The organism is Thiomonas sp. TH-17, from assembly GCF_057473305.1.
On the sequence record NZ_JBYCKI010000021.1, the window covers coordinates 1 to 19,652 of the forward strand.

18 protein-coding genes are annotated in these 19,652 nt (G+C 64.9%); 7 read left to right on the plus strand and 11 right to left on the minus strand.

Going from position 1 to position 19,652, the window contains the following annotated elements; all coding sequences use genetic code 11:
• Both AC2VLV_RS01495 and AC2VLV_RS01500 read left to right on the plus strand, forming a co-directional pair.
• Positions 1-485: winged helix-turn-helix domain-containing protein (locus tag AC2VLV_RS01495; RefSeq protein WP_486988320.1), on the plus strand; the 485-nt coding region annotated here is incomplete at its 5' end.
• On the plus strand, positions 478-2,010 hold the full coding sequence (locus AC2VLV_RS01500; RefSeq protein WP_486988321.1) for a sensor histidine kinase N-terminal domain-containing protein: 1,533 nt from the start codon (positions 478-480) through the stop codon (positions 2,008-2,010). The genes AC2VLV_RS01495 and AC2VLV_RS01500, both read left to right, overlap by 8 nt.
• Here AC2VLV_RS01500 and AC2VLV_RS01505 read toward each other — a convergent pair whose 3' ends face one another.
• The 3 genes from AC2VLV_RS01505 to AC2VLV_RS01515 are packed head-to-tail and all read right to left on the minus strand — an operon-like array spanning position 2,011 to position 3,925.
• On the minus strand, positions 2,011-2,304 hold the full coding sequence (locus tag AC2VLV_RS01505; protein ID WP_486988322.1) for a hypothetical protein: 294 nt from the start codon (positions 2,302-2,304) through the stop codon (positions 2,011-2,013).
• 3 nt (positions 2,305-2,307) lie between these two features.
• On the minus strand, positions 2,308-2,934 hold the full coding sequence (locus AC2VLV_RS01510; RefSeq protein ID WP_486988323.1) for a YbhB/YbcL family Raf kinase inhibitor-like protein: 627 nt from the start codon (positions 2,932-2,934) through the stop codon (positions 2,308-2,310).
• A 43-nt stretch (positions 2,935-2,977) separates the two neighbouring features.
• A complete protein-coding gene (locus AC2VLV_RS01515; protein ID WP_486988324.1) occupies positions 2,978-3,925 on the minus strand; it encodes a cation diffusion facilitator family transporter in 948 nt (315 codons plus the stop codon).
• 211 nt (positions 3,926-4,136) lie between these two features.
• On the opposite strand from AC2VLV_RS01515, the gene AC2VLV_RS01520 reads away from it, so the two are divergent.
• Together AC2VLV_RS01520 and AC2VLV_RS01525 are read left to right on the plus strand one after the other, a co-directional pair.
• Positions 4,137-5,849: an ABC transporter permease gene (locus tag AC2VLV_RS01520; protein WP_486988325.1), complete on the plus strand. Its 1,713-nt coding sequence runs from the start codon at positions 4,137-4,139 to the stop codon at positions 5,847-5,849.
• A gap of 32 nt (positions 5,850-5,881) precedes the next feature.
• A complete protein-coding gene (locus AC2VLV_RS01525) occupies positions 5,882-7,240 on the plus strand; it encodes an ABC transporter ATP-binding protein (RefSeq protein ID WP_486988326.1) in 1,359 nt (452 codons plus the stop codon).
• A gap of 109 nt (positions 7,241-7,349) precedes the next feature.
• On the opposite strand, the gene AC2VLV_RS01530 is transcribed toward AC2VLV_RS01525, so the two are convergent.
• Entirely contained in the window at positions 7,350-7,811 is a 462-nt protein-coding gene (locus tag AC2VLV_RS01530) for a hypothetical protein (protein ID WP_486988327.1), read from the minus strand.
• Positions 7,812-8,010: 199 nt separating this feature from the next.
• Between AC2VLV_RS01530 and AC2VLV_RS01535 the strand changes: the two genes are divergently transcribed.
• Complete coding sequence (locus AC2VLV_RS01535) at positions 8,011-9,204, plus strand: glycosyltransferase (protein ID WP_486988328.1); 1,194 nt, start codon at positions 8,011-8,013, stop codon at positions 9,202-9,204.
• On the opposite strand, the gene AC2VLV_RS01540 is transcribed toward AC2VLV_RS01535, so the two are convergent.
• The 6 genes from AC2VLV_RS01540 to AC2VLV_RS01565 all read right to left on the minus strand — a co-directional run bounded on the left by AC2VLV_RS01540 (position 9,173) and on the right by AC2VLV_RS01565 (position 14,641).
• Entirely contained in the window at positions 9,173-9,472 is a 300-nt protein-coding gene (locus AC2VLV_RS01540; RefSeq protein WP_486988329.1) for a hypothetical protein, read from the minus strand. The genes AC2VLV_RS01535 and AC2VLV_RS01540 overlap by 32 nt on opposite strands.
• Before the next feature lie 9 nt (positions 9,473-9,481).
• Positions 9,482-9,784 (minus strand): MoaD/ThiS family protein, encoded by a 303-nt coding sequence (locus tag AC2VLV_RS01545; protein WP_486988330.1) that lies wholly within the window; start codon positions 9,782-9,784, stop codon positions 9,482-9,484.
• Positions 9,785-9,801: 17 nt separating this feature from the next.
• The gene (locus AC2VLV_RS01550) at positions 9,802-11,088 is read right to left on the minus strand and encodes an NAD(P)/FAD-dependent oxidoreductase (protein WP_486988331.1); all 1,287 of its coding nucleotides are present in this window, start codon (positions 11,086-11,088) and stop codon (positions 9,802-9,804) included.
• Positions 11,089-11,196: 108 nt separating this feature from the next.
• A complete protein-coding gene (locus AC2VLV_RS01555; protein ID WP_486988332.1) occupies positions 11,197-13,044 on the minus strand; it encodes an aldehyde ferredoxin oxidoreductase family protein in 1,848 nt (615 codons plus the stop codon).
• A 26-nt stretch (positions 13,045-13,070) separates the two neighbouring features.
• Positions 13,071-13,547 (minus strand): 4Fe-4S dicluster domain-containing protein, encoded by a 477-nt coding sequence (locus AC2VLV_RS01560; RefSeq protein ID WP_486988333.1) that lies wholly within the window; start codon positions 13,545-13,547, stop codon positions 13,071-13,073.
• Between the two features lie 239 nt (positions 13,548-13,786).
• Positions 13,787-14,641 (minus strand): ferritin-like domain-containing protein, encoded by an 855-nt coding sequence (locus AC2VLV_RS01565; RefSeq protein WP_486988334.1) that lies wholly within the window; start codon positions 14,639-14,641, stop codon positions 13,787-13,789.
• A gap of 132 nt (positions 14,642-14,773) precedes the next feature.
• Between AC2VLV_RS01565 and AC2VLV_RS01570 the strand changes: the two genes are divergently transcribed.
• Positions 14,774-15,454, plus strand: a complete 681-nt coding sequence (locus AC2VLV_RS01570; RefSeq protein ID WP_486988335.1) for a YiaD family glycine zipper/OmpA-like lipoprotein — start codon at positions 14,774-14,776, stop codon at positions 15,452-15,454.
• Between the two features lie 43 nt (positions 15,455-15,497).
• On the opposite strand, the gene AC2VLV_RS01575 is transcribed toward AC2VLV_RS01570, so the two are convergent.
• Complete coding sequence (locus AC2VLV_RS01575) at positions 15,498-16,862, minus strand: HD-GYP domain-containing protein (RefSeq protein ID WP_486988336.1); 1,365 nt, start codon at positions 16,860-16,862, stop codon at positions 15,498-15,500.
• Between the two features lie 172 nt (positions 16,863-17,034).
• Between AC2VLV_RS01575 and AC2VLV_RS01580 the strand changes: the two genes are divergently transcribed.
• Positions 17,035-19,652: DUF3683 domain-containing protein (locus tag AC2VLV_RS01580; RefSeq protein ID WP_486988337.1), on the plus strand; the 2,618-nt coding region annotated here is incomplete at its 3' end.

Genomic DNA, 19,652 nt, shown 5'->3' on the forward strand with positions numbered 1-19,652 from the left:
CCGCCGCCGACAGCGTGGAAGACAAGGTGCGCGGCCTCGACCTCGGCGCCGACGATTACATGGCCAAGCCCTTCGCGCTGCAGGAGCTCGAAGCCCGCGTGCGCGCGCTGTCGCGCCGGGGCATGGGCGGCGCCAGCGCCGTCATCCAGCACGGCCCGCTGCATTACGACATCACCGGCCGCGTGGTGACTCTTGACGGCCATGTGGTGGAACTCTCCGCGCGTGAACTCACCCTGCTCGAAGTGCTGCTGCAGCGAGCCGGGCGGCTGGTGAGCAAGGACCAGCTCGTCGAGCACCTGTGCGTGTGGGGGGAGGAGGTGAGCACCAACGCCATCGAGGTGTATGTGCACCGGCTGCGCAAGAAGATCGAGGTCGGCCCGGTGCGCATCGCCACAGTGCGCGGTCTGGGCTACTGCCTGGAGAAAATCGCCCCGGCTGCCGCGCCTTCGGCCGAGTCGGCCGAGCCTCCTCGTTCCGATGCCTGAAATCTCGCCGTCCGGCGAGCCGACCGAAGGGGCGGCGGGGCGCAAACGTCGGCATCATCCACGCTCGCTGTTCGGCGAAATTCTCGACTGGATGCTCGCGCCCATGCTGTTGCTGTGGCCGCTGTCCATCGGCATTACTTATCTGGTGGCGCAAGCCATTTCCGCCAAGCCCTACGACGCGGCGCTGCAGCACACCCTGCTGCAACTCGCCGCGCAGGTGCAGACCGAAGGCGCGCAGGGCGCGGCGCAGTCGGCCCTGTGGCAGCAGACGCTGCGACAGCCGCCAGTGGGCGGCATTCTCGGCTACCAGGTGCGCAGCAAGACCGGTGCGCTGCTGGCGGGTGAGACGGGCCTGCCCGCACCGGCGAGCTTGCCGCCGGCGCAGGCGAGTGCTCCGCTGACAGTGATCTGGCGGGACAGCGAGATCGGCGCGCACAGCGCACGACTGGCCGGGGTCTGGGTCTGGCCGCCGGTGCAGCCAGGGGACAGTTCGACCGGCCCCGTGCTGGTGCAGGTGGCGCAGAGCACGGAAGCGCGCACCCGGCTGGCGCGCGACATCGTGCAGGGCGTCATCCTGCCGCAATTCGTCGTGGTGCCGATTTTCATCTTGCTGGTGTGGTTCGGGCTGGGGCAGGGCATCGCGCCGCTCAACGAATTGCAGGCGCGCATTCGCCGCCGCCGTGCAGACGACATCAGCCCGATCGATGAGCAGGATGCGCCAGAAGAAATCGCGCCGCTGGTCGATTCGATCAACAGTCTGTTCGCCCGCTTGCAGCAGTCGCTGCAGACGCAAAAGCGTTTTATCGCCGACGCCGCGCATCAGATCAAGACCCCGCTGGCTGGTCTGCGCATGCAGGCCGAACTGGCGCAGCGCGAAACCGACCCGGCCGATCTGCGCGCCAGTCTGCGGCAGATCGGCCGCAGCGTGGAGCGCACCACCCGGCTGGTGAATCAGTTGCTGGCGCTCACCCGCGCGGAAAATCAGGGCGGCGCGGCGCGCGCCGTGTTCGAGGCCATCGACCTGCGCCAGCCCGCCGCAGAAGCCATGCAGGAGCTGGCCATGCTGGCGCTCGACAAGCAACTGGAACTGGAGTTCGACAGCCCCCCGCGGCCGCTGCCGGTGCGCGGCAACGCCTTGTTGCTGCAGGAACTCATCAAGAACCTGCTGCACAACGCCATCACCTACACCCCGCCCGGAGGCAGCGTGGCCCTGCGGCTGCGCAGCGCGACGGCCGACGACGCGCGCGGTGCGCCCGTGGTGCAGCTTCAGGTGGATGACAGCGGGCCCGGCATTCCCGAAGCGGAACGTGCGCTGGTGTTCGAGCCGTTCTATCGCATTCTGGACAACGGCAGCGAGGGCAGCGGACTGGGGCTGGCCATCGTGCGCGAAATCGCTCGCCAGCATGATGCCGAGATCACGCTGAGCGATTTGCCGCAGGGTGCCACCGCTCAGGGTTTCAGGGTGCAGGTGCAGTTCGGGCGGGTGAAGCAGGGCGGTGTTTCACGCCCGCTGCACCCGATCTGATCATTCGCCATCTTCTCCGCACTGCTTTTTCAGCGCGCCCAACTGGCCGTAGGTGATGGGTTTGCCGCTGGCGGCCAGCGCCTTGAGGCCATCGGCCATGCACGGGCTGTCATTGGCCAGTTGAAGCTGGGGCGCGTCCACCGGCTCGCTCACCAGGCGGCCACGCAGCAGGCTGAAGATGCCCACCAGCACCACGATGGCCAGCACAATGCCCAGCAGCCCGCTGAGCTGCACATTCATGCCCCTTTTTTTCTGCGGGGGCGTGGGGGTCGGAGCGTCAGGGGTATCGGACATGGATCAGCGCAGGGCGGGGTTGAGGGTGTAGGTGCCGGTGAGACTGGCCTGGGCCAGCACATGCCCGGCGAGGGCCGCACGCAGTTGCGCGCCGTTGAACGCGCCGTCCACTGGGCAGCGTGCCACGTCGAGCGCGTACAGCGTGAAGATGTAGTGGTGCAGCAGGCTGTCGTTCCAGGGCGGGCAGGGGCCGTCGTAGCCGAAATACTGACCGGCCATGTCCTGATCTCCGGCGAACCAGGCGGTGTAGTCGTTCACGCCCTGACGCATGCCGTCGATGGACTCGGGCCCCGGTTTGCCGCGCGCGGTGACTTCGCGGCTGAATTCCTTTTCGTCGATATGCGTGCGGGTGGCGGGCATGTCCACCAGCAGCCAGTGATAGAAGTCCACCCGGGGCAGATCGGCCGGCACGGTGTGGCCGTCGAGGTTGACGTCGTCGGCGCGGCTGGGCACGTCGGGATCGTGGCAGATCAGCACCAGGCTTTGCGCGCCCTGCGGTACGCCCGACCAGGCCAGCGGCGGGTTGAAGTTCTGCGACAGGGCCACATGGCCGACCGCCGACGGCTTGCAAAACGCGTATTGCGGCGGAATCGGCTGACCATCGGCGAAGGCGGGGCTGGTGAGTTGCATGAGTGTCTCCGGGGCGGAACGTGGTTACGAGGGCGGTCGGGTTTCAGTGCGGATGCGAGGGGGCGCTGTGCGTGGCGACGGGATGGCTACCGGTTCCCGCAGCCTGCATCTGCGCATTTTCCTCCTGCAGGCTTTCCTGTGCGGAGGTCAGCATTTCAATGGTCACCGTCATGCCGGGATAAGCCTCGATCAGCGCCTTTTCCACGGCGTAACGGCAGTCTGCAGCGCGCTGAAGCGACCACCCGCCCGGCATGTGCAGGTGCATGGAGGCGAAACGTCGGGTGCCGGCCACGCGGGTGCGCACATGATCGAAGCGCAGATCTTGCGAGCGAAAGCGGTCGAGCACGGCCTGCAGGCCCGCGAGGTCGGCGTCGTCCATCGACTTGTCCATCAGTCCATCGACCGAGCGCTTCACCAGCGAAAACGCCTCGCGCAGAATGTGCAGCGCCACCACAATGCCGATCACCGGGTCGAGCCAGAGCCAGCCGGTGAGCGGCACCAGCAGCACGGCGACGATCACGCCCACGGAGGTCCAGACATCGGTGAGCAGGTGCCGGGCGTCGGCTTCGATGACGATGGAACGCAGGCGCCGCGCGCCGCGCAGCATCCACAGCGCGACACCGAGGTTGATCACCGTGGCCGCGGCGGAGATCACCGCGCCCAGCGGCACGTCGCTGATGGGTTGCGGGTGGGTGAGGCGCCGGGCGGCCTCGATCAGAATGAGCACCGCGGCCACGCCGATGAGCAGGCCCTCGACGCCGCTGGAGAAATACTCCGCCTTGGTATGGCCGTAAGGGTGGTCTGCGTCGGGCGGCGCCTCGGCGATGCGCACGATGAACAGGGCGAACGCGGCGGCGGCGACGTTGACGATGGACTCCATCGCGTCCGACAGAAAGCCCACCGAGCCCGTGACCTTCCAGGCCAGCAGCTTGAGGCTGATGACGATGATCGCGGCGAGCAGCGAGACGCGGAGATAGGTTCTGGCTTGCATGGCGTCATTGTGCATGGCCTGCGTGAATGGGGCTGAGCCTGGCGGGGCAGCAGGGCGGTCAACCCGCGGCTGAAATGCCCGGATACTTCTGTGTAAAGTCGATGACGCTCGCATGATCGAAATTTCACGCGTCTCTCGTTAGACTAGTCGGCTGTTTTTGCCGCCAGTTTCACAACCCGTCACTACCCGCCTCAACCGTCCAGCCTGATTCATGGCCCTCAATTTTCGTCCGCTGGCGCTGCCGCTGCCCAATCGTCGCGATCTGATCGCGCTGCCGCTGGTCATCGGCATGCTGCTCATCATCGGCCATGCCAGTCGGCAGATGGCGCAGCCGTTCCATCTGGGCGAGACCGTGGCGTTGTCGCTCAGCCCCGCCGACCTGCCCGAGTACGCGCTCTACACCGTGCTGCGCATGTTGGCCGCGCTGGCCGCCAGCACCGTGTTCACCCTGATTTACGCCTGGATCGCGGCCAACAATCGCTACGCCGAAAAGCTGATGGTGCCGCTGCTCGATGTGCTGCAGTCGGTGCCCATTCTGGGGTATCTGTCCATCACCGTGACGGGTTTCATCGCCCTGTTTCCCGGCAGCATGCTGGGCCTGCAGTTCGCGGTGATTTTCGCGGTCTGGACTTCGCAGGTCTGGAATATGACCTTCAGCCTCTATCAATCGCTCAAGACCGTGCCGCGCGACCTCACCGAGGCCGCCACGCTTTACCGCCTCAACGCCTGGCAGCGCTTCTGGAAGCTCGAACTCCCTTACGCCGCGCCGGGCCTGTTGTGGAACGCGATGATGTCCATGTCGGGCGGCTGGTTCTTCGTCGTGGCCGCCGAGGCGCTCACCGTGGCCGGGCAGCAGGTGTCGGTTCCGGGCATCGGCTCGTATATCGCCGCGGCGATCGGGGCCAAGAATCTGGGGGCCATCGGCTGGGCGATTCTGGCCATGGTGGTGGTGATTTTGTCGTACGACTTTCTGCTGTTCCGCCCCATCGTCGCCTGGGCCGACAAGTTTCGTCTGGACAACACCGTCAGCGTGGACGCGCCGCGTTCGGTGGTGCTCGACTTTCTGCGCCGCACCCGCCTCACCCAGCGTCTGGCCCGGCTGCCCGCCGTGCTGTGGGAGATGAGCGTGCGCCTGCTTCCCGCGGTGCCGCTGCACAAATCGCCACAGCGCGCGCCTTCTGTGTGGGGCGACCGGGTGTTTGTCGTCAGCATGGTGCTGTTCACCCTCGGCCTGATCGTGGCGCTGTTTCTGGTGTTGCCGCGCGATTTCGGCTGGCTGCAGGTCGGCCATGTGATGTTGCTGGGCGCGTTCACCGCGCTCAAAGTGTTCGTGCTGGTGGCGATATCGGCGCTGATCTGGGTGCCGGTGGGCATCTGGGTCGGCCTGCGTCCGCGCTGGGCGGCCGTGGCGCAGCCGGTGGCGCAGTTTCTCGCCGCCTTCCCCGCCAACTTGCTGTTCCCGCTGGTGGTGGTGGCCATCGTGCACTGGAACCTCAATGTCAATGTGTTTACTGCGCCGCTGATGATTCTGGGCAGCCAGTGGTACATCCTGTTTTCGGTCATCGGCTCGGCCTCGGCCCTGCCCAGCGACTTGCGCGAGGCCGGCCGCAATCTGGGTTTGCGCGGCTGGCTGTTGTGGCGCAAGCTCTATCTGCCCGCCGTGTTTCCGGGATTCGTCACTGGCGGGCTCACGGCCTCGGGCGGGGCGTGGAACGCCAGCATCGTGGCCGAAGTGGTGAGCTGGGGCAGTCACACCCTGATCGCCACCGGGCTGGGCGCCTACATCACCGAAGCCACCCAGCAGGGGCAGACGCTGAAGGTGGGTCTGGGTGTGGGCGTGATGGCCTTGTACGTCATCGCCATCAATCGTCTGGTCTGGCACCGCCTCTACAAGATTGCCGCCACGCGGGTGCGGCTCGATTGATGGCCCATCCTCAAGCCTCTCCAGGAACCTCCATGAACGCAGTCACTTCCCAAGACCTGAGCAGCGCGCTGCCGGACGCGTCGGCCACGCCCATCTTTCATCTCGCCGGGGTGCGCAAGTCGTATCGCACCCCCGAGGGCGGCGAGCTGGTCATTCTCGACGGCGTCGATCTCGATTTGCGCGACGGTGAAATTCTGGTGTTGCTGGGGCGCTCCGGTTCGGGCAAGTCCACCCTCTTGCGCACCCTGGCCGGGCTGGTGTCCGCCACCAGCGGCACGACGCTGCATCGCGGCAAGCCGATCGACGGCCCGGTGCCGGGGCTGGCGATGGTGTTCCAGAGCTTTGCGCTGTTTCCCTGGCTGACGGTGCTGCAGAACGTCGAGCTGGGGCTGGAGGCGCTCAAGGTGCCGCCGGCCGAACGCCGTGCCCGCGCGCTGGCCGCCATCGACCTCATCGGCCTGGACGGTTTCGAGTCCGCCTATCCGCGCGAGCTGTCGGGCGGTATGCGCCAGCGCGTGGGATTCGCCCGCGCGCTGGTCATCAACCCCGACGTGCTGTTGATGGACGAGCCGTTCTCCGCGCTCGACGTGCTCACCGCCGAGACCCTGCGCACCGATCTGCTCGATCTGTGGGCGGAGCGCAAGATTCCCACCCGCGGCATTCTGCTGGTGTCGCACAACATCGAAGAAGCCGTGCTCATGGCCGACCGCATCGTCATCCTCGGATCGAATCCCGGGCGGGTGATCAGCGAAATGCACATCGATCTGCCGCACCCGCGCGAGCGCGAATCGCAGCAGTTCCGCGATCTGGTCGAGGGCATTTACGGCGCCATGACCGCCCGCCCGACCGGGCGCGACGCGGTGCGCAAACAGGCGCCGGGCATCGGCCTGCGCCTGCCATCGCTCTCGGTCAATGCCCTGGCCGGTCTGCTCGAAGAGCTCGACGCCCTCGAAAAAAGCAGCGCCAACACCCGCATCAGCCTGCCCGAACTGGCCGAAGACATGCACTTCTCCGTGGACGAACTGTTTCCGCTGATCGAAGGCGTGGAACTGCTCGGTTTCGCTCAGGTGGAAGACGGCGACATCATGCTGCTGCCTGCTGGGCGAACCTTTGTCGATGGCAGTCTGCAGGAGCGCAAGGAGGTTTTCGCCCGCCACCTGATCGAGCGCGTGCCGCTGGTGGCGCGCATCCGCACGGTGCTCGACGAGCGTTTCAACCACCGCGCGCCCGATTCGCGCTTTCTCACCGAACTCGAAGATCACCTCAGCGAAGACGAAGCCCGCCGCGTGCTCGACACCGCCATCGACTGGGGCCGCTACGCCGAGGTGTACGCCTACGACGACAACGCCGAAGTCTTCAGCCTCGACAACCCCGAGGCCGATCTGGAGTGAGGCGCGAGGCGAAAAAAAAACGGCGAACCGAAGTTCGCCGCCTGAGACGGAAATGCCGATACGCCGCCGCGTAAGCCGCGACAGCTTACGGCAATGACCACGGCAACGATCAGGGTTTGCTGACGGCTTCGTGGGCCTTGTCCATCGCACCATGCGCGGCGTCGGTGGCTTTCTCTTTCATGGTGTTCATCGCGTCGGTAGCTGCGCTCTTGGCCTTGTCGGCAGCATCAGACACGGCGCCCGACACTGCGGCGGCGCCCGAATGCACTGCCTCGCTCGCTGCGCCCGTTGCCGCACTGGCGGCACCGCTCACGGCATGTCCGGCCGCGCTCGCAGCGCCTTGCGCGGCGCTGGCCGCGTGATCGACCATGCCACCGGCGGCGCTGGCGGCAGTTGTCGCTGCGCCATGTGCGGCGCTGGCTGCGGCGCCCGCGGCACTGGCGCCTGCGGCGACGGCCGAGCTGGCGGCAGACTGCGCCGCGCTGGCCGCACCGCTGGCGGCCTGTTCAGCTTTCTGGCAAGCTGCAAGCGAAAGCACGGCTGCGGCGATCAGGGCAAGTTTGAATTTCATGGGGACTCCAAGTCTGTTTGCTTAAGTGGGGGGGTGAAGAGCGGATTTATTTCCGTCATCACACGATATGGAACCTGATTTTGCGTACTTTCTCAATCCGGGCTGCGCGAAATTTACAAAATTACCGCTGTCCTATGAAACCATGACGTGGTAATTTCGTCACATGAAAGGGATATCTTCGGATTCGCAGCGAAACATCATGCCCACAAAAAACATCGATCTGATTTATTTCAACGCCGGAGGCGGTCACCGCGCCTCGGCCCTGGCCCTGGAAAAAAGCATTGCGCAGTCGGGCTTGCCCTGGCAGGTTCGGCTGGTCAATCTCACCGACGTGCTCGACCCGCAGGGCACGGTGCGCAAATACACCTTCTCTCCGGAAGACTATTACAACGCCCGTTTGGCGCGCGGCCTCACCATCGGTCTGCGGCACGAACTCAAACTGCTGCAAGGGGCGTTGCGCCTGCTGCATCCCACCCTGCTCAAAATTCTCAAGCTGCATTGGCTGCGCACCGAGCCCGATCTGGTGGTGTCGCTGATTCCCAATTTCAACCGTTCGCTGTTTGAGAGCCTGACCGCCACTTTGCCCGGCGTGCCCTATGTGACCCTGTTGACCGATCTGGCCGATTTTCCGCCACATTTCTGGATGGAGCAGGGGCAAGACCAGCACCTCATTTGCGGCTCGGAGCATGCTGTGCAGCAGGCTTTGCAGGCCGGGTTCGCCGCTGAGAAAGTGCACGCGACCTCGGGCATGATCATTCGCCCCGATTTCTACGCCGAGCCGGCGGATTTCGACCGGGCGCAGAGACTGCAGGCGATGGGCTTCGATCCGCAGCGTCCGGTGGGGGTGGTGATGTTCGGGGGGCACGGCTCGCGCAGCATGCTGGCCATCGCCGAACGCCTGCCCGATGTGCAACTCATTTTCATGTGCGGCCACAACGCCAAGCTGGCGGCCAAGCTGCGCGCCTTGTCGGCTTCTGCACCACGCCATGTGATGGGCTTCACCAGCGCCGTGGCCGAGGTGATGCGCTTGGGCGATTTTTTCATCGGCAAACCGGGGCCCGGCTCCTTGAGTGAGGCGCTGCATCTGGGCTTGCCGGTAATCGTCACGCGCAACGCCTGGACCATGCCGCAGGAGCGTTACAACACGGATTGGGTGCGTGAAAACGGCTTCGGTCTGGTGCTGCCGAGTTTTCGCGCCATCGAGACGGCACTGCCCGCGTTTCTCGACGATCTTGCCGCGAGCCGCGCGCGCGTGGCCGCGTATCGCAACCGGGCGGTTTTCGAGGCGCCGCAGATTCTGCAAGACATTCTGCACAGCGCCGAGCTGGTGCAGCTTGATGCGCAGAGCTTGATGGGCGCTTCTACCCCCCGCCTTTTTGAAAATGGGCGGTGAACTGCTGCCACCACGCCCTGCGCTTGGCGGGGTCTGCGGCGGTGAGCGACACCTCGACCAGCCAGCGTTCGAGCACGATCAGCCCCAGCCGGGTGGGCTCGGCAGGATGCAGACGGATGTGCCAAATGCAACCTGCGTCATGCCCTGAATAAGCCTGCGGGCCTTCGGTGCGCAGCGTGGGGAACGCCATCGCCAGCTGCCGCGCAAACGCGCTGCGGGTGATGGCCATGTCGAGTTGGCAATGGGCGGGGGCGTCGAGGCCGTACATGAAGTGTGCTCAGCCTCCAGCGACGGGCGGCCAGATCGCGAGGGTTTCACCTTCTTGCAGCACGCGGGTGTCGCGCTGGTCTGGCGCGATGTAAACGCCGTTCACCAGAACCAGATGCACCAGCTTCCAGGGCAGGCGAAAGCGCTCCACCACGTCTTGAATGGTGGTGTCCGGAGCGATATCCAGCGTGATCTGATGGCCTTGTCGCGGCTGCGGCAGATAGTCCGTCAGGGTGGCCATCAGCTTGAGAGTGATTTGCACGCCAGCCTTGGGCTGGGCCTGGGCATGAGGGGATGAGGAGTGCGCATCCATGAGTGCGTGAATCACCTTCAATGATGCACCGCATCGGCGCGACGGTCTTGCGCCTGCGCGCTGGCGAGGTAGGCTTCCATCAGGCGGGTGGGGTCAGCCAGCAGGCGGTCTTTCCAGGCGCCGAGCTTGACCCGGCCTTCGACCAGGCCGCGCAAGACTCCGATGTGCTGCGTCGAGCCAATGCTGTTGCTGCCCACCATCACATCGCCCTCGAATTGCAGGCTGAGGTGTTTGTATCCCGCCCGGTCGGTCAGCTCCACGCCTTGCCCCCCCTTCACACCCTGCCACTGGCCGAAGCTGCTGGAGATCAGTCCCAGGGTGTCGAGCACGTTGATCTGCGTGACCCCGCGCAGCTGAGTGCGCCGACCGGCCATATTCATCGCCGCAACATAAGCCTGATCGACCGCGTTGGGCTGGATGGCGCTGACCATCGGCTTGCCGTAGAGCATGTCAAACGCCTCGGCGCAATCTCCGGCGGCAAAGATGCCGGGCACATTGGTCTGCAGGTGTTCATCGGTGAGCACGCCTTGCAGGCAATGCACGCCAGAGCCTTCGAGAAAGCCGATATTGGGTTTGACGCCCGCGGCCGAAATCACCAGATCGGCGGGCAGACGCTCGCCGGTGGAAAGTCGCACGGCCAGCGGGGCGGCCATGTCGCTTGGATTGGATTCGATGGACTCGATGCGCGCGCCGGTATGCACCGTCACGCCCTTGCCTTGCACCCAGTCGCGGATCATGCCGCCGGCGGTTTCACCCATCATGCGCGGCACCATGCGGTCGCCCATTTCCACCACGGTGAGCTGCACCCGGCGGCGCACCAGACTTTCCATGATGATGCAGCCGATGAAGCCCGCACCAAGCTGGATGACCCGCGCGCCGGGCACGGCGAACTGGGTGAGGGCGCGGGCATCTTCCAGTGTCCAGCAGGTATGCACCCGTTGCGCGTGGATGCCGGGAATGCGCGGCAGCGTCGGCGTGGAACCGGTGGCGATCAGCAGGGTGTCGAAGGACAGCGTTTCACCGGATTCGAGGGTGAGGGTTTTGCGCGCGGCGTCGAGCGACTTCACCCGCGCATGGCGCTGACTGATGCCGATCTGCCTGAAGTGCTGCGGGTCTTTGCGCAGCCAGGTGCCGCGCTCGGTGATGTCGCCGTGCAGCAGGTAGGGAATCGCCATGCGCGAATACGGCGGCCCTTCTTCGTCGCCGATCAGGGTGATGGTGTCTTCGGCGGCGATGTGTTTGCGCAGGGTTTCTGCAGCAACGACGCCCGCGGGGCCGTTGCCGATGATGACGTGGTGCTTCATGTTGTCTGCCTCGATTCCGAGCCGATCTCACGCCGCCTACCACCTCCCCAAACCGTGGGGGAGGTGGTAGGCGCACAACCCTCCCCACGCGCGGGGAGGGGGCTCAAGTCAAAGCCCGAGTCGCGTGCGGGTTTCGGGTTTGAGCGTGCCTTCAGGAGTCCAGCCGCGCAGCTCGTAATAGCGAGGCAGCATCTCGGGCAGCTTATTGGTCAGCCCCTTGGCCGGGCCGGTCTTGGCGGGCTCTTTGAGCAGACGCGGCGGCAAGGTGTCGTCCTTGGCGGTGAAGCCCGCGCGGTTGTTGTAGTCGCGCTCCATGTTCCAGATACGTTCGCCTATGGTGTTCAGTTCGTCCATGGTGAACTCTTCCAGGCAGGCGGCGGCAAGCTGCGGCTGCACGTCGGCCAGCGTCCAGGCGAAGCTGGTGAACAGGCAGATGCCGGCAGAGTCGAACACGGCCGTGGCGTCCTGAAACGCCTTCACCAGTTCGGGCTTGCCGTCGGCCACCAGCGGGTCGGTCTTGACCGGGATGCCCAGCACTTCCGAAGCCACCGTGTAACCGCGCAGATGGCAGGCGCCGCGGTTGCTGGTCGCGTAGGCCAGGCCCATGCCCTGAATGCCGCGCGAGTCGTAGGCCGGGAACTCCTGGCCTTTGACGCTCATGCTCAGTTCGGGGTGGCCGTACTTGGCCGTCAGGCGTTTGCTGCCCAGCGCCAGTTCCTTGCCGAAGCCCTCGCCGCGTGCGGTGATTTCGGCGAAGTAGGTCAGCGCCTTGGCCGAGCCGAAAGGCGCTTCCACGCCGAGCTGTTCCTTGGTCAGCAGACCCATGTCGTAAAGCTCCATCACCGCGCCCACGGTGGCGCCGAAAGTGATGGGGTCCATGCCGTCTTCGTTGCAGAGGAAGTTGGCGTAGGTCAGCGCCTCCAGATCGTTGACGCCGTTGGCCGAGCCCAGCGCCCAGGCGGCTTCGTATTCCAGCCCGCCCGAAGCGCCCCAGTATTGCGGCTTGTTCTCGACGCTGAAATGGTGCTCGTCGATTTTGCTGATGCGGCCGCAGGCGATGGTGCAGCCGAAGCAGGCCTGGTTGGTGACCAGATTGGGTTTGCCGTCGGTTTTGCGCGGCTCGTGCATGGCCTCGCCGGAGATGTCTTTCGCACCCTCGAACTGCACCTCGCGGTGGTTGCGCGTGGGCAATGCGCCAATTTCGTTGATCACGTTCATCAACACCTGGGTGCCGTATTTGGGCAGGCCCTGGCCGGTGACCGCGTTGTCGTGCAGCACCTTTTTGCCCGCCTTGACCGCAGCCATGAACGCCTTGGCGTCGCGCACATTGCCCACGCCCAGGGTGCCGCGCACGGCAATGGCCTTGAGGTTCTTGCTACCCATCACCGTGCCCACGCCCGAACGACCGGCGGCGCGGTGCAGATCGTTGACGATGGCGGCATACATCACCCCGTTTTCACCCGCTCGGCCGATGGAGCTGACGCGAACCAGCGGATCCTGGTGGTGGTTCTTGATCCACGGCTCGGTTTCCCACACGGTCTTGCCCCAGATCGGCGAGGCGTCGAGCAGCTCGGCCTTGTCGTTTTCGATGGAGAGATACACCGGCTTGGGCGATTTGCCTTCGACGATGATCATGTCCCATCCGGCCATCTTCAGCTCCGCGCCGAAGTAACCGCCCGAATTGGAGCAGGCGATCGCGCCGGTGAGCGCGCCCTTGGTGATGACCGAGTAGCGCCCGCCGGTGGACACCATGGTGCCGGTGAGCGGCCCGGTGGCGTAAATCAGCTTGTTGTCGGGCGAGAGCGGATCGACCTTGGCGTCGACCTCCTCGACGAAATACTTGGTCGCCAGCCCGCGCTGGCCGATGTACTCGCGCGCCCACTGCATGTTCAGCGGCTCGCTCTTGATGGTGCCTTGCGTGAGGTTCACGCGCAGAATTTTTCCGGCCCAGGTCATGGTCGTCTCCTTTTGGGTGGGTGTGTTCAGGCCGCGGCGTTCTGGTTGCCCAACTTGTCGGCCCATTGCTGCATGCGCGACAGCCCGGTCCAGCTGGCATCGACATAGGTGATGGCGCCAGTGGGGCAGGCTTCGGCACAGGCCGGTTCGCCGCCGCACAAGTCGCACTTTTGCACCTTGCCGGTATCGGCCACATAGTTCACCGTGCCGAACGGGCAGGCGATGGTGCAGACCTTGCAGCCCACGCAAACATCTTCGAGCACGACCTTGGCGCCCGTGGCGGCGTCTAGCTTGATGGCCTCTACTGGGCAGGCGTGCAGACACCAGGCTTCGTCGCACTGGGTGCAGGTGTAGGGCACCTTGCGGCCAGTCTCGTGGAAATCGAACACCTTGATGCGGCTTTTTGAGGTGTTGAAAATTCCGTAGTTCTCATACGAGCAGGCCATCTCGCATTGCAGGCAACCCGTGCACTTGTCAGGGTCGATATGCAGGGACTTTTGCATCTTGCATCTCCTCGATTGTTATGAACATCTGCGCCACTTGACCGCGCTGCACACCCGGTCCTTACTGCGAACGGGCCTGATGCGGCTTTGACCATCGCAATATAGGCCGTGGTTCTGAAGGGCGAAAGCGGGCGAAATGCTTTGCCCGACTAGGGTGCTCGGGTATGTGCCGGAGCGCTATCCACCTGTTGTGCAACGGGAGCGGCTGCAAAGCTCGCGGCGGACTTCTGCGCCCGAATTCACGCGGCCATCACCCGCCGTGCCAGGTGGGTCAAAGGCCGCTCGATCAAATGCTCCATGCGATGCGGCAGTGCCAGTGGCTTGAGCAGCATCTTCACCGCCTGCTCCATCGGAAGCCGCGCGCCCACATGGTGGTACAGACGCTGGCAGATATGCTCGAAAGGTACATCGCCCGCTGCATCAAAGTAAGGCTGGAACAGCCAGACGTGGCGCAGCGCGATGTCGGAGTCGCTGGTGCGCAGTTCAGCCAGCCGACGCTTGAGCGCGCCGAGAATGCGCCCGCGCGACAGATTGCGCTCGGCGTTGATCTCTTTGAAGTAGCGGTAAAAGTGCTTGTAGTGCTGCACCTCGTCGGTGCGGATGTGCTCGGTCAGTTCCGCCAGCACCGGCTCGTTTGTCAGATCGCGCAGGGTCTGGTAGTAAGTGGCCGTGCCCGTTTCCACCACACAGCGGGCCACGAGCTCCAGTGCGCGGTCGTCTTCGAGTTCATCGACGGTGCACAGGCGCGAGTATTCGCTGAAAAAAGAGGCGTAGGCTGCTTGCCAGTCGAACTCGGGCCAGACGGTCTGCACATAGGTCTTGAGCGCGCGGCCGTGCTGCAGTTCTTCCGGTTCCCACTGATGCTGCAGCCAGTCGGAAATGGGGGGATAGGCGTCGAAATGTTCGACCAGATTGCGGGTGTAGGTTTCCGAGCCCGACTCGACAAAAGAGGCGCTGGCCAGCAGATAGAACAGTTCGATATTGTCGTGAATCGACTCGGTGCGAATGCGCGGGTAATCGATCCAGTCCACCGTCCAGTGGGGTTGGAGGTCTGGAGCGCGTCGGGCGGGGGATGTGGGAGTGGCGTTGTTCATAAGATGACTTTCTTCCCTGTCATGCTTGAAGAATAGACTGAAAAATAGACATCACAGTTCCTCATCCGCGTCCCAACCCGTCTAAACTTGTCACAAGGTATGACCTCTTCACATTGGCATAAGGAGCCCTTCATGAAGTCACAAAAAACCCTGGCAGTCGTTCTCTCCGCCAGCCTCGTCGCGTTGTCGTTGGGTGGTTGCGCGAACATGAACGAATCGCAAAGAACTACCGCCTCCGGTGCGGGCATCGGCGCCGCTGCCGGCGGCATCATCGGCGCCCTGACGGCGGGCGGCAACACCGGCAAGAGCGCGGCAACCGGCGCGGTGGCGGGTGCGGCAGTGGGCGCCTTGGGCGGCTATTTGTGGAACCAGCATCTCGAGAAGCAGAAGCAGGATTTGCAGGCTCAGGCGCAGGCCTCGGGTACGGGCGTGCAGGTGACGCAGACGCAGGACAATCGCCTCAAGATGAACGTGCCGGCCGATGCGGGCTTCGCCACGGGCAGCGCGCAGCTCAATTCACGCATGTATCCCATTCTGGAAAGCCTGGCCACCGGCCTGAATCAGAACCCGTCTGAAACCGTGCAGGTGTTCGGTTTCACCGACAGCACGGGAACCGATGCGATCAATTACCCGCTGTCTGAAAACCGCGCGCTGACGGTGAAGAACTTCCTCGTGTCGCGCGGCGTGGCGGCCCAGCGCGTCACCACCCAGGGCCTGGGCCCGCAAAACCCGGTGGCGAGCAACGCCACGGCGCAGGGCCGCGCCGCCAACCGGCGTGTGGAAATTTATGTGGCCATGCCAGCCCAGCGCTGAGTCGGTGCCTCCCTGTGCGGTGCTCCCCTAGCAGCGCCGCACCTCAGGCGGCGAGGGCCATGGGTTCCGGTATCGGGTGCTCCAGCAGATCCACGGCTTTGCACAGCGCGTCGAAACACTGGGGGTCGAGTGCGGTGCCCACGGTCTTGGACATGATCTGCAGGGTTTCCGGGATGGGCACGGCGCTGCGGTAGGGCCGGTCGGCGGAAATGGCGTCGAAGATGTCGGCGGTGGTGATGATGCGGGTTTCCAGCGCGATGTGCTCGGCGGTGAGGCGGCGCGGATAGCCCGTGCCATCGAGCCGCTCGTGATGCGCGCCAGCCACGCGGGCGAGTTCGGAGAAGGCGCTGATCCGGCCCAGAATGCGCTCGGTGTAGGTGGCGTGCATCTGCACGGCCTGCCATTCGGCCCCGTCGAGTTTTCCGGCCTTGTCGAGCACCGCATTGCTGACGCCGAGCTTGCCCACGTCGTGCAGCAGCGCGCCGCGGTACAGCCAGCGGCGGCGCTCGGGCGCGAAGTCAAGCTGGGTGGCGATGTGGTCGGCGTAAAGCGCCACGCGGGCGCTGTGCCCGGCGGTGTAGGGACTCTTGGCGTCGACAATCTGACCGAAGGCGGCGGCGATTTCGTCGAGATAGTCTTCGTCCAGCGGCACGCAGCATTGCGCGGGCTCCAGCGCCAGCACCTGGCTGCCGAGGTCGGGGTCGCGCAGCGTCTGCCAGAAGCCTTCGCGCTCCGAGAGGGCGAGAAAGGCATCGACCAGTTCAGGGTCGAACCAGCCGCCACGCCGACGGAGCACTTCCTCGCGCGCTTCGGCCGGGCCGCTGGCGGTGAAGAACACATCGACCACCTGCGACAGCAAGGCCAGCCGCGCGTAGAGCGGAATGCGGTCGCCCGTCAGACCTTCGGGTTTGCCGCTGCCGTCCCAGTGTTCGTCAAGGCCGTGGATGCCTTGCGCCACGTTTTCGGGAAAGCGCAGTTGCCGAGCGATGTCGGCGCCGCGCTGGCAGCGGGTCTGGATGAGTTCCTGGGCAATGTCTTTGCCGTTGCGAAAAATGTTGAGCGTGGCGTTGAAGCGCTCGGCCAGGCCACTGCGCAGACCCGTGTGATCGAGTACGAAGCGCAGCACATGCGGCAGGCTGCCGTCGAGCAGTTTGAAATCGCGCTTGAATTGCAGATCGTCCGCGAGATAGAGCTCGCAGATGCGGGCGGCATTGCTGCTGCAACCCAGGTCTTTGAGCAGCAGGGTGTAGTAAAGCTCCCATTGCTGCGGTGCGGGCAGGCCGATTTCGCGGCCGACCGACATGCCGATCCAGGCGCAGCGCACGCAGTGGCCTTCGGGCTGGCCCTCGGTCATGTCGAGCGCGTGACTGAGGGCGCTCATCAGATCGGCGAGTTTGAGATTTTCCATGCGGGCAGCATAGAAGCTAGGGATTTCCCGAGTTTGTTGTGTTGCAGCATCCGATCGGCGCTTACGTGAAATTTGTCACGAAAATGCCCTGAGCGTTGTTCTCATACGGAAATAACAGCCTCCCTACAATGGCGGTTTATCTCCCCCGCTCCGCCTGCCGGACGCCGCTGCGATGAACGCCCCCGCTTCACACGCTCCTGAATTGATGCCCGCCTTGGGCGCAGACGCGGCCGATGCCGCTCCTCGTCTGCGCGAAATTCCGTACAACTACACCTCCTTCTCCGACCGCGAAGTGGTCATGCGCCTGCTCGGCGAGCAAGCCTGGGGCTGGCTCAACCAGTTGCGGCAGGAGCGGCGCACCGGCCGTTCGGCGCGCATGTTGTACGAAGTGCTGGGCGACATCTGGGTGGTGCAGCGCAACCCGTTTTTGCAGGACGATTTGTTGCAGAGCCGCAAACGCCGTGCCGCGCTGATCGATGCGCTCGAACACCGCCTGCGCGAAATCGACCGCCGCCGCGACGACAGCGCGCACAGCGGCAGCTCGGACGCGCAGCGCGACGCCCTGGTGCGTCAGTTGCTCGACCGCGCCCGTGGCGCCGTGGCCGCCTTCGCCGCCTGGTTTGACGAGGCCGCCGCGCTGCGCCAGCGCGCCCGCAAGGTGCTGGGACGACACAGTGCGCAGGGCGCAATTCGCTTCGACGGCATGGCGCGGGTGTCGCACGTGACCGACGCCACCGACTGGCGGGTGGAATATCCCTTTGTCGTGCTCTGTCCCGACAGCGAAGACGAGATTGCCGGGCTGGTGCAGGGCTGCATCGAACTGGGGCTGACCATCATTCCGCGCGGAGGCGGCACCGGCTATACCGGCGGCGCCATTCCGCTGGTGTGGAAGAGCGCGGTGATCAACACCGAAAAGCTCGACCGCATCGGTGCGGTCGAATACCTCGAACTGCCCGGCGTGGCCCGCCCCGTGCCCACCATCCAGACCCCGGCCGGGGTGGTGACGCAGCGCGTCTCCGACGCGGCCGACGCCGCCGGACTGGTGTTCGCGGTCGATCCGACTTCGGCCGACGCCTCCTGCGTGGGCGGCAATGTGGCGATGAATGCGGGCGGCAAAAAAGCCGTGCTGTGGGGCACGGCCATCGACAACCTCGCCTCCTGGCGCATGGTCGATCCGCAGGGCCGCTGGGTGGAGGTGCAGCGCCTCGACCACAACCTCGGCAAGATTCACGATGTGGACGTGGCCCGCTTCGAGGTGCGCACCCTGGCGGCCGACGGCGTGACCTTGCTGGAGCAGCGGCTGCTGGAAATTCCCGGCGCGCAGTTCCGCAAGGAGGGTCTGGGGAAGGACGTGACCGACAAATTCCTCGCGGGCCTGCCGGGCGTGCAGAAAGAAGGCTGCGACGGCATCATCACCAGCGCCCGCTGGGTGCTGCACAAAATGCCGCCGCATGTGCGCACCGTCTGCCTGGAATTTTTCGGCCAGGCGCGAGAGGCGATTCCCAGCATTGTCGAGATCAAGACCTTTCTCGACGCGCGGCCGGGCGGCGCCATTCTGGCGGGCCTGGAACATCTGGACGACCGTTACCTCAAGGCCGTGGGTTATGCCACCAAGAGCGCCCGCGGCACTCTGCCCAAGATGGTGCTGTTCGGCGACATCGTCGGCGAAGATGAAGCCGCCGTGGCCCGCGCCGCCTCTGAAGTGGTGCGCATGGCCAATGCGCGGGTGGGCGAAGGCTTCATTGCGGTGAGCGCAGAAGCGCGCAAAAAATTCTGGCTGGACCGCAAGCGCACCGCGGCCATTGCCCGCCACACCAATGCCTTCAAGATCAACGAGGACGTGGTCATTCCGCTGCCGCGCATGGGCGAATATGTCGACGGCATCGAGCGCATCAACGTCGAGCTGTCGCTGAAAAACAAGCTGGCGCTGGTGGCCGAGATCGACCGGGCGCTGCGCGGCGCACTGCCGCTGGCGCGCAACGAAGAGCTGGCCGATGGCGAGCCCGCGCTGTCCAAGGAAGACCTGGAGGCCAAGCGCGCCCAGGCGCTGGAACTGCTGGCCGCGGTGCATGCGCGCTGGTCGTTCTATCTCGATCAGCTCGATCTGCCTTTGGCGGAACTGCCCGATGCACAGCGCGCGCTGTTGTCTGCATCGCCCGCATTGCTGGCGCTGCCTGCGGGCGCAAATACCGAAGACCGCACGCTGTTCCACCTGCTGCAGGATCATTCTCTGCGCGCCTCTTGGAAGGCCGAGTTGCGCAAGCCTTTGGCGGCGGTGTTTTCCGGCGGCTTGTTCGAGCCGCTGCGGCGCGAGATCGACGCCATTCATCAGCGCGTGCTCAAGAGCCGCGCGTGGGTGGCGCTGCACATGCACGCGGGCGACGGCAATGTGCATACCAATATCCCGGTCAACTCCGACGATTACTCCATGCTGCAGCAAGCGCACGATGCGGTGGCCCGCATCATGGCGCTGGCGCGCAGCCTGGGCGGGGTGATCTCGGGCGAGCACGGCATCGGCATCACCAAGCTGGAGTTCCTCACCGAGGCCGAGATCGGCGCGTTTCGTGCGTACAAGCGCGAAGTCGATCCCGAAGGGCGTTTCAACAAAGGCAAGTTGCTCGACGATCCGGCGTATCCCGCCGATCTGCGCAATGCCTACACGCCCAGCTTCAACTTGATGGGACACGAGTCGCTGATCATGCAGCAAAGTGACATCGGGGCGATCAGCGCCTCGGTGAAGGACTGCCTGCGCTGCGGCAAGTGCAAGAGCGTGTGCGCCACGCATGTGCC

What these genes read in the sequence shown, in the direction of transcription:
- AC2VLV_RS01565 (WP_486988334.1), bottom strand. Translation starts at nt 14,641, where the DNA reads ATGAACAACGCCACTCCCACATCCCCCGCCCGACGCGCTCCAGACCTC.
- AC2VLV_RS01575 (WP_486988336.1), bottom strand. Translation starts at nt 16,862, where the DNA reads ATGGAAAATCTCAAACTCGCCGATCTGATGAGCGCCCTCAGTCACGCG.
- AC2VLV_RS01545 (WP_486988330.1), bottom strand. Translation starts at nt 9,784, where the DNA reads ATGGATGCGCACTCCTCATCCCCTCATGCCCAGGCCCAGCCCAAGGCT.
- AC2VLV_RS01540 (WP_486988329.1), bottom strand. Translation starts at nt 9,472, where the DNA reads ATGTACGGCCTCGACGCCCCCGCCCATTGCCAACTCGACATGGCCATC.
- AC2VLV_RS01550 (WP_486988331.1), bottom strand. Translation starts at nt 11,088, where the DNA reads ATGAAGCACCACGTCATCATCGGCAACGGCCCCGCGGGCGTCGTTGCT.
- AC2VLV_RS01555 (WP_486988332.1), bottom strand. Translation starts at nt 13,044, where the DNA reads ATGACCTGGGCCGGAAAAATTCTGCGCGTGAACCTCACGCAAGGCACC.
- AC2VLV_RS01535 (WP_486988328.1), top strand. Translation starts at nt 8,011, where the DNA reads ATGCCCACAAAAAACATCGATCTGATTTATTTCAACGCCGGAGGCGGT.
- AC2VLV_RS01505 (WP_486988322.1), bottom strand. Translation starts at nt 2,304, where the DNA reads ATGTCCGATACCCCTGACGCTCCGACCCCCACGCCCCCGCAGAAAAAA.
- AC2VLV_RS01510 (WP_486988323.1), bottom strand. Translation starts at nt 2,934, where the DNA reads ATGCAACTCACCAGCCCCGCCTTCGCCGATGGTCAGCCGATTCCGCCG.
- AC2VLV_RS01530 (WP_486988327.1), bottom strand. Translation starts at nt 7,811, where the DNA reads ATGAAATTCAAACTTGCCCTGATCGCCGCAGCCGTGCTTTCGCTTGCA.
- AC2VLV_RS01515 (WP_486988324.1), bottom strand. Translation starts at nt 3,925, where the DNA reads ATGCAAGCCAGAACCTATCTCCGCGTCTCGCTGCTCGCCGCGATCATC.
- AC2VLV_RS01525 (WP_486988326.1), top strand. Translation starts at nt 5,882, where the DNA reads ATGAACGCAGTCACTTCCCAAGACCTGAGCAGCGCGCTGCCGGACGCG.
- AC2VLV_RS01520 (WP_486988325.1), top strand. Translation starts at nt 4,137, where the DNA reads ATGGCCCTCAATTTTCGTCCGCTGGCGCTGCCGCTGCCCAATCGTCGC.
- AC2VLV_RS01570 (WP_486988335.1), top strand. Translation starts at nt 14,774, where the DNA reads ATGAAGTCACAAAAAACCCTGGCAGTCGTTCTCTCCGCCAGCCTCGTC.
- AC2VLV_RS01560 (WP_486988333.1), bottom strand. Translation starts at nt 13,547, where the DNA reads ATGCAAAAGTCCCTGCATATCGACCCTGACAAGTGCACGGGTTGCCTG.
- AC2VLV_RS01500 (WP_486988321.1), top strand. Translation starts at nt 478, where the DNA reads ATGCCTGAAATCTCGCCGTCCGGCGAGCCGACCGAAGGGGCGGCGGGG.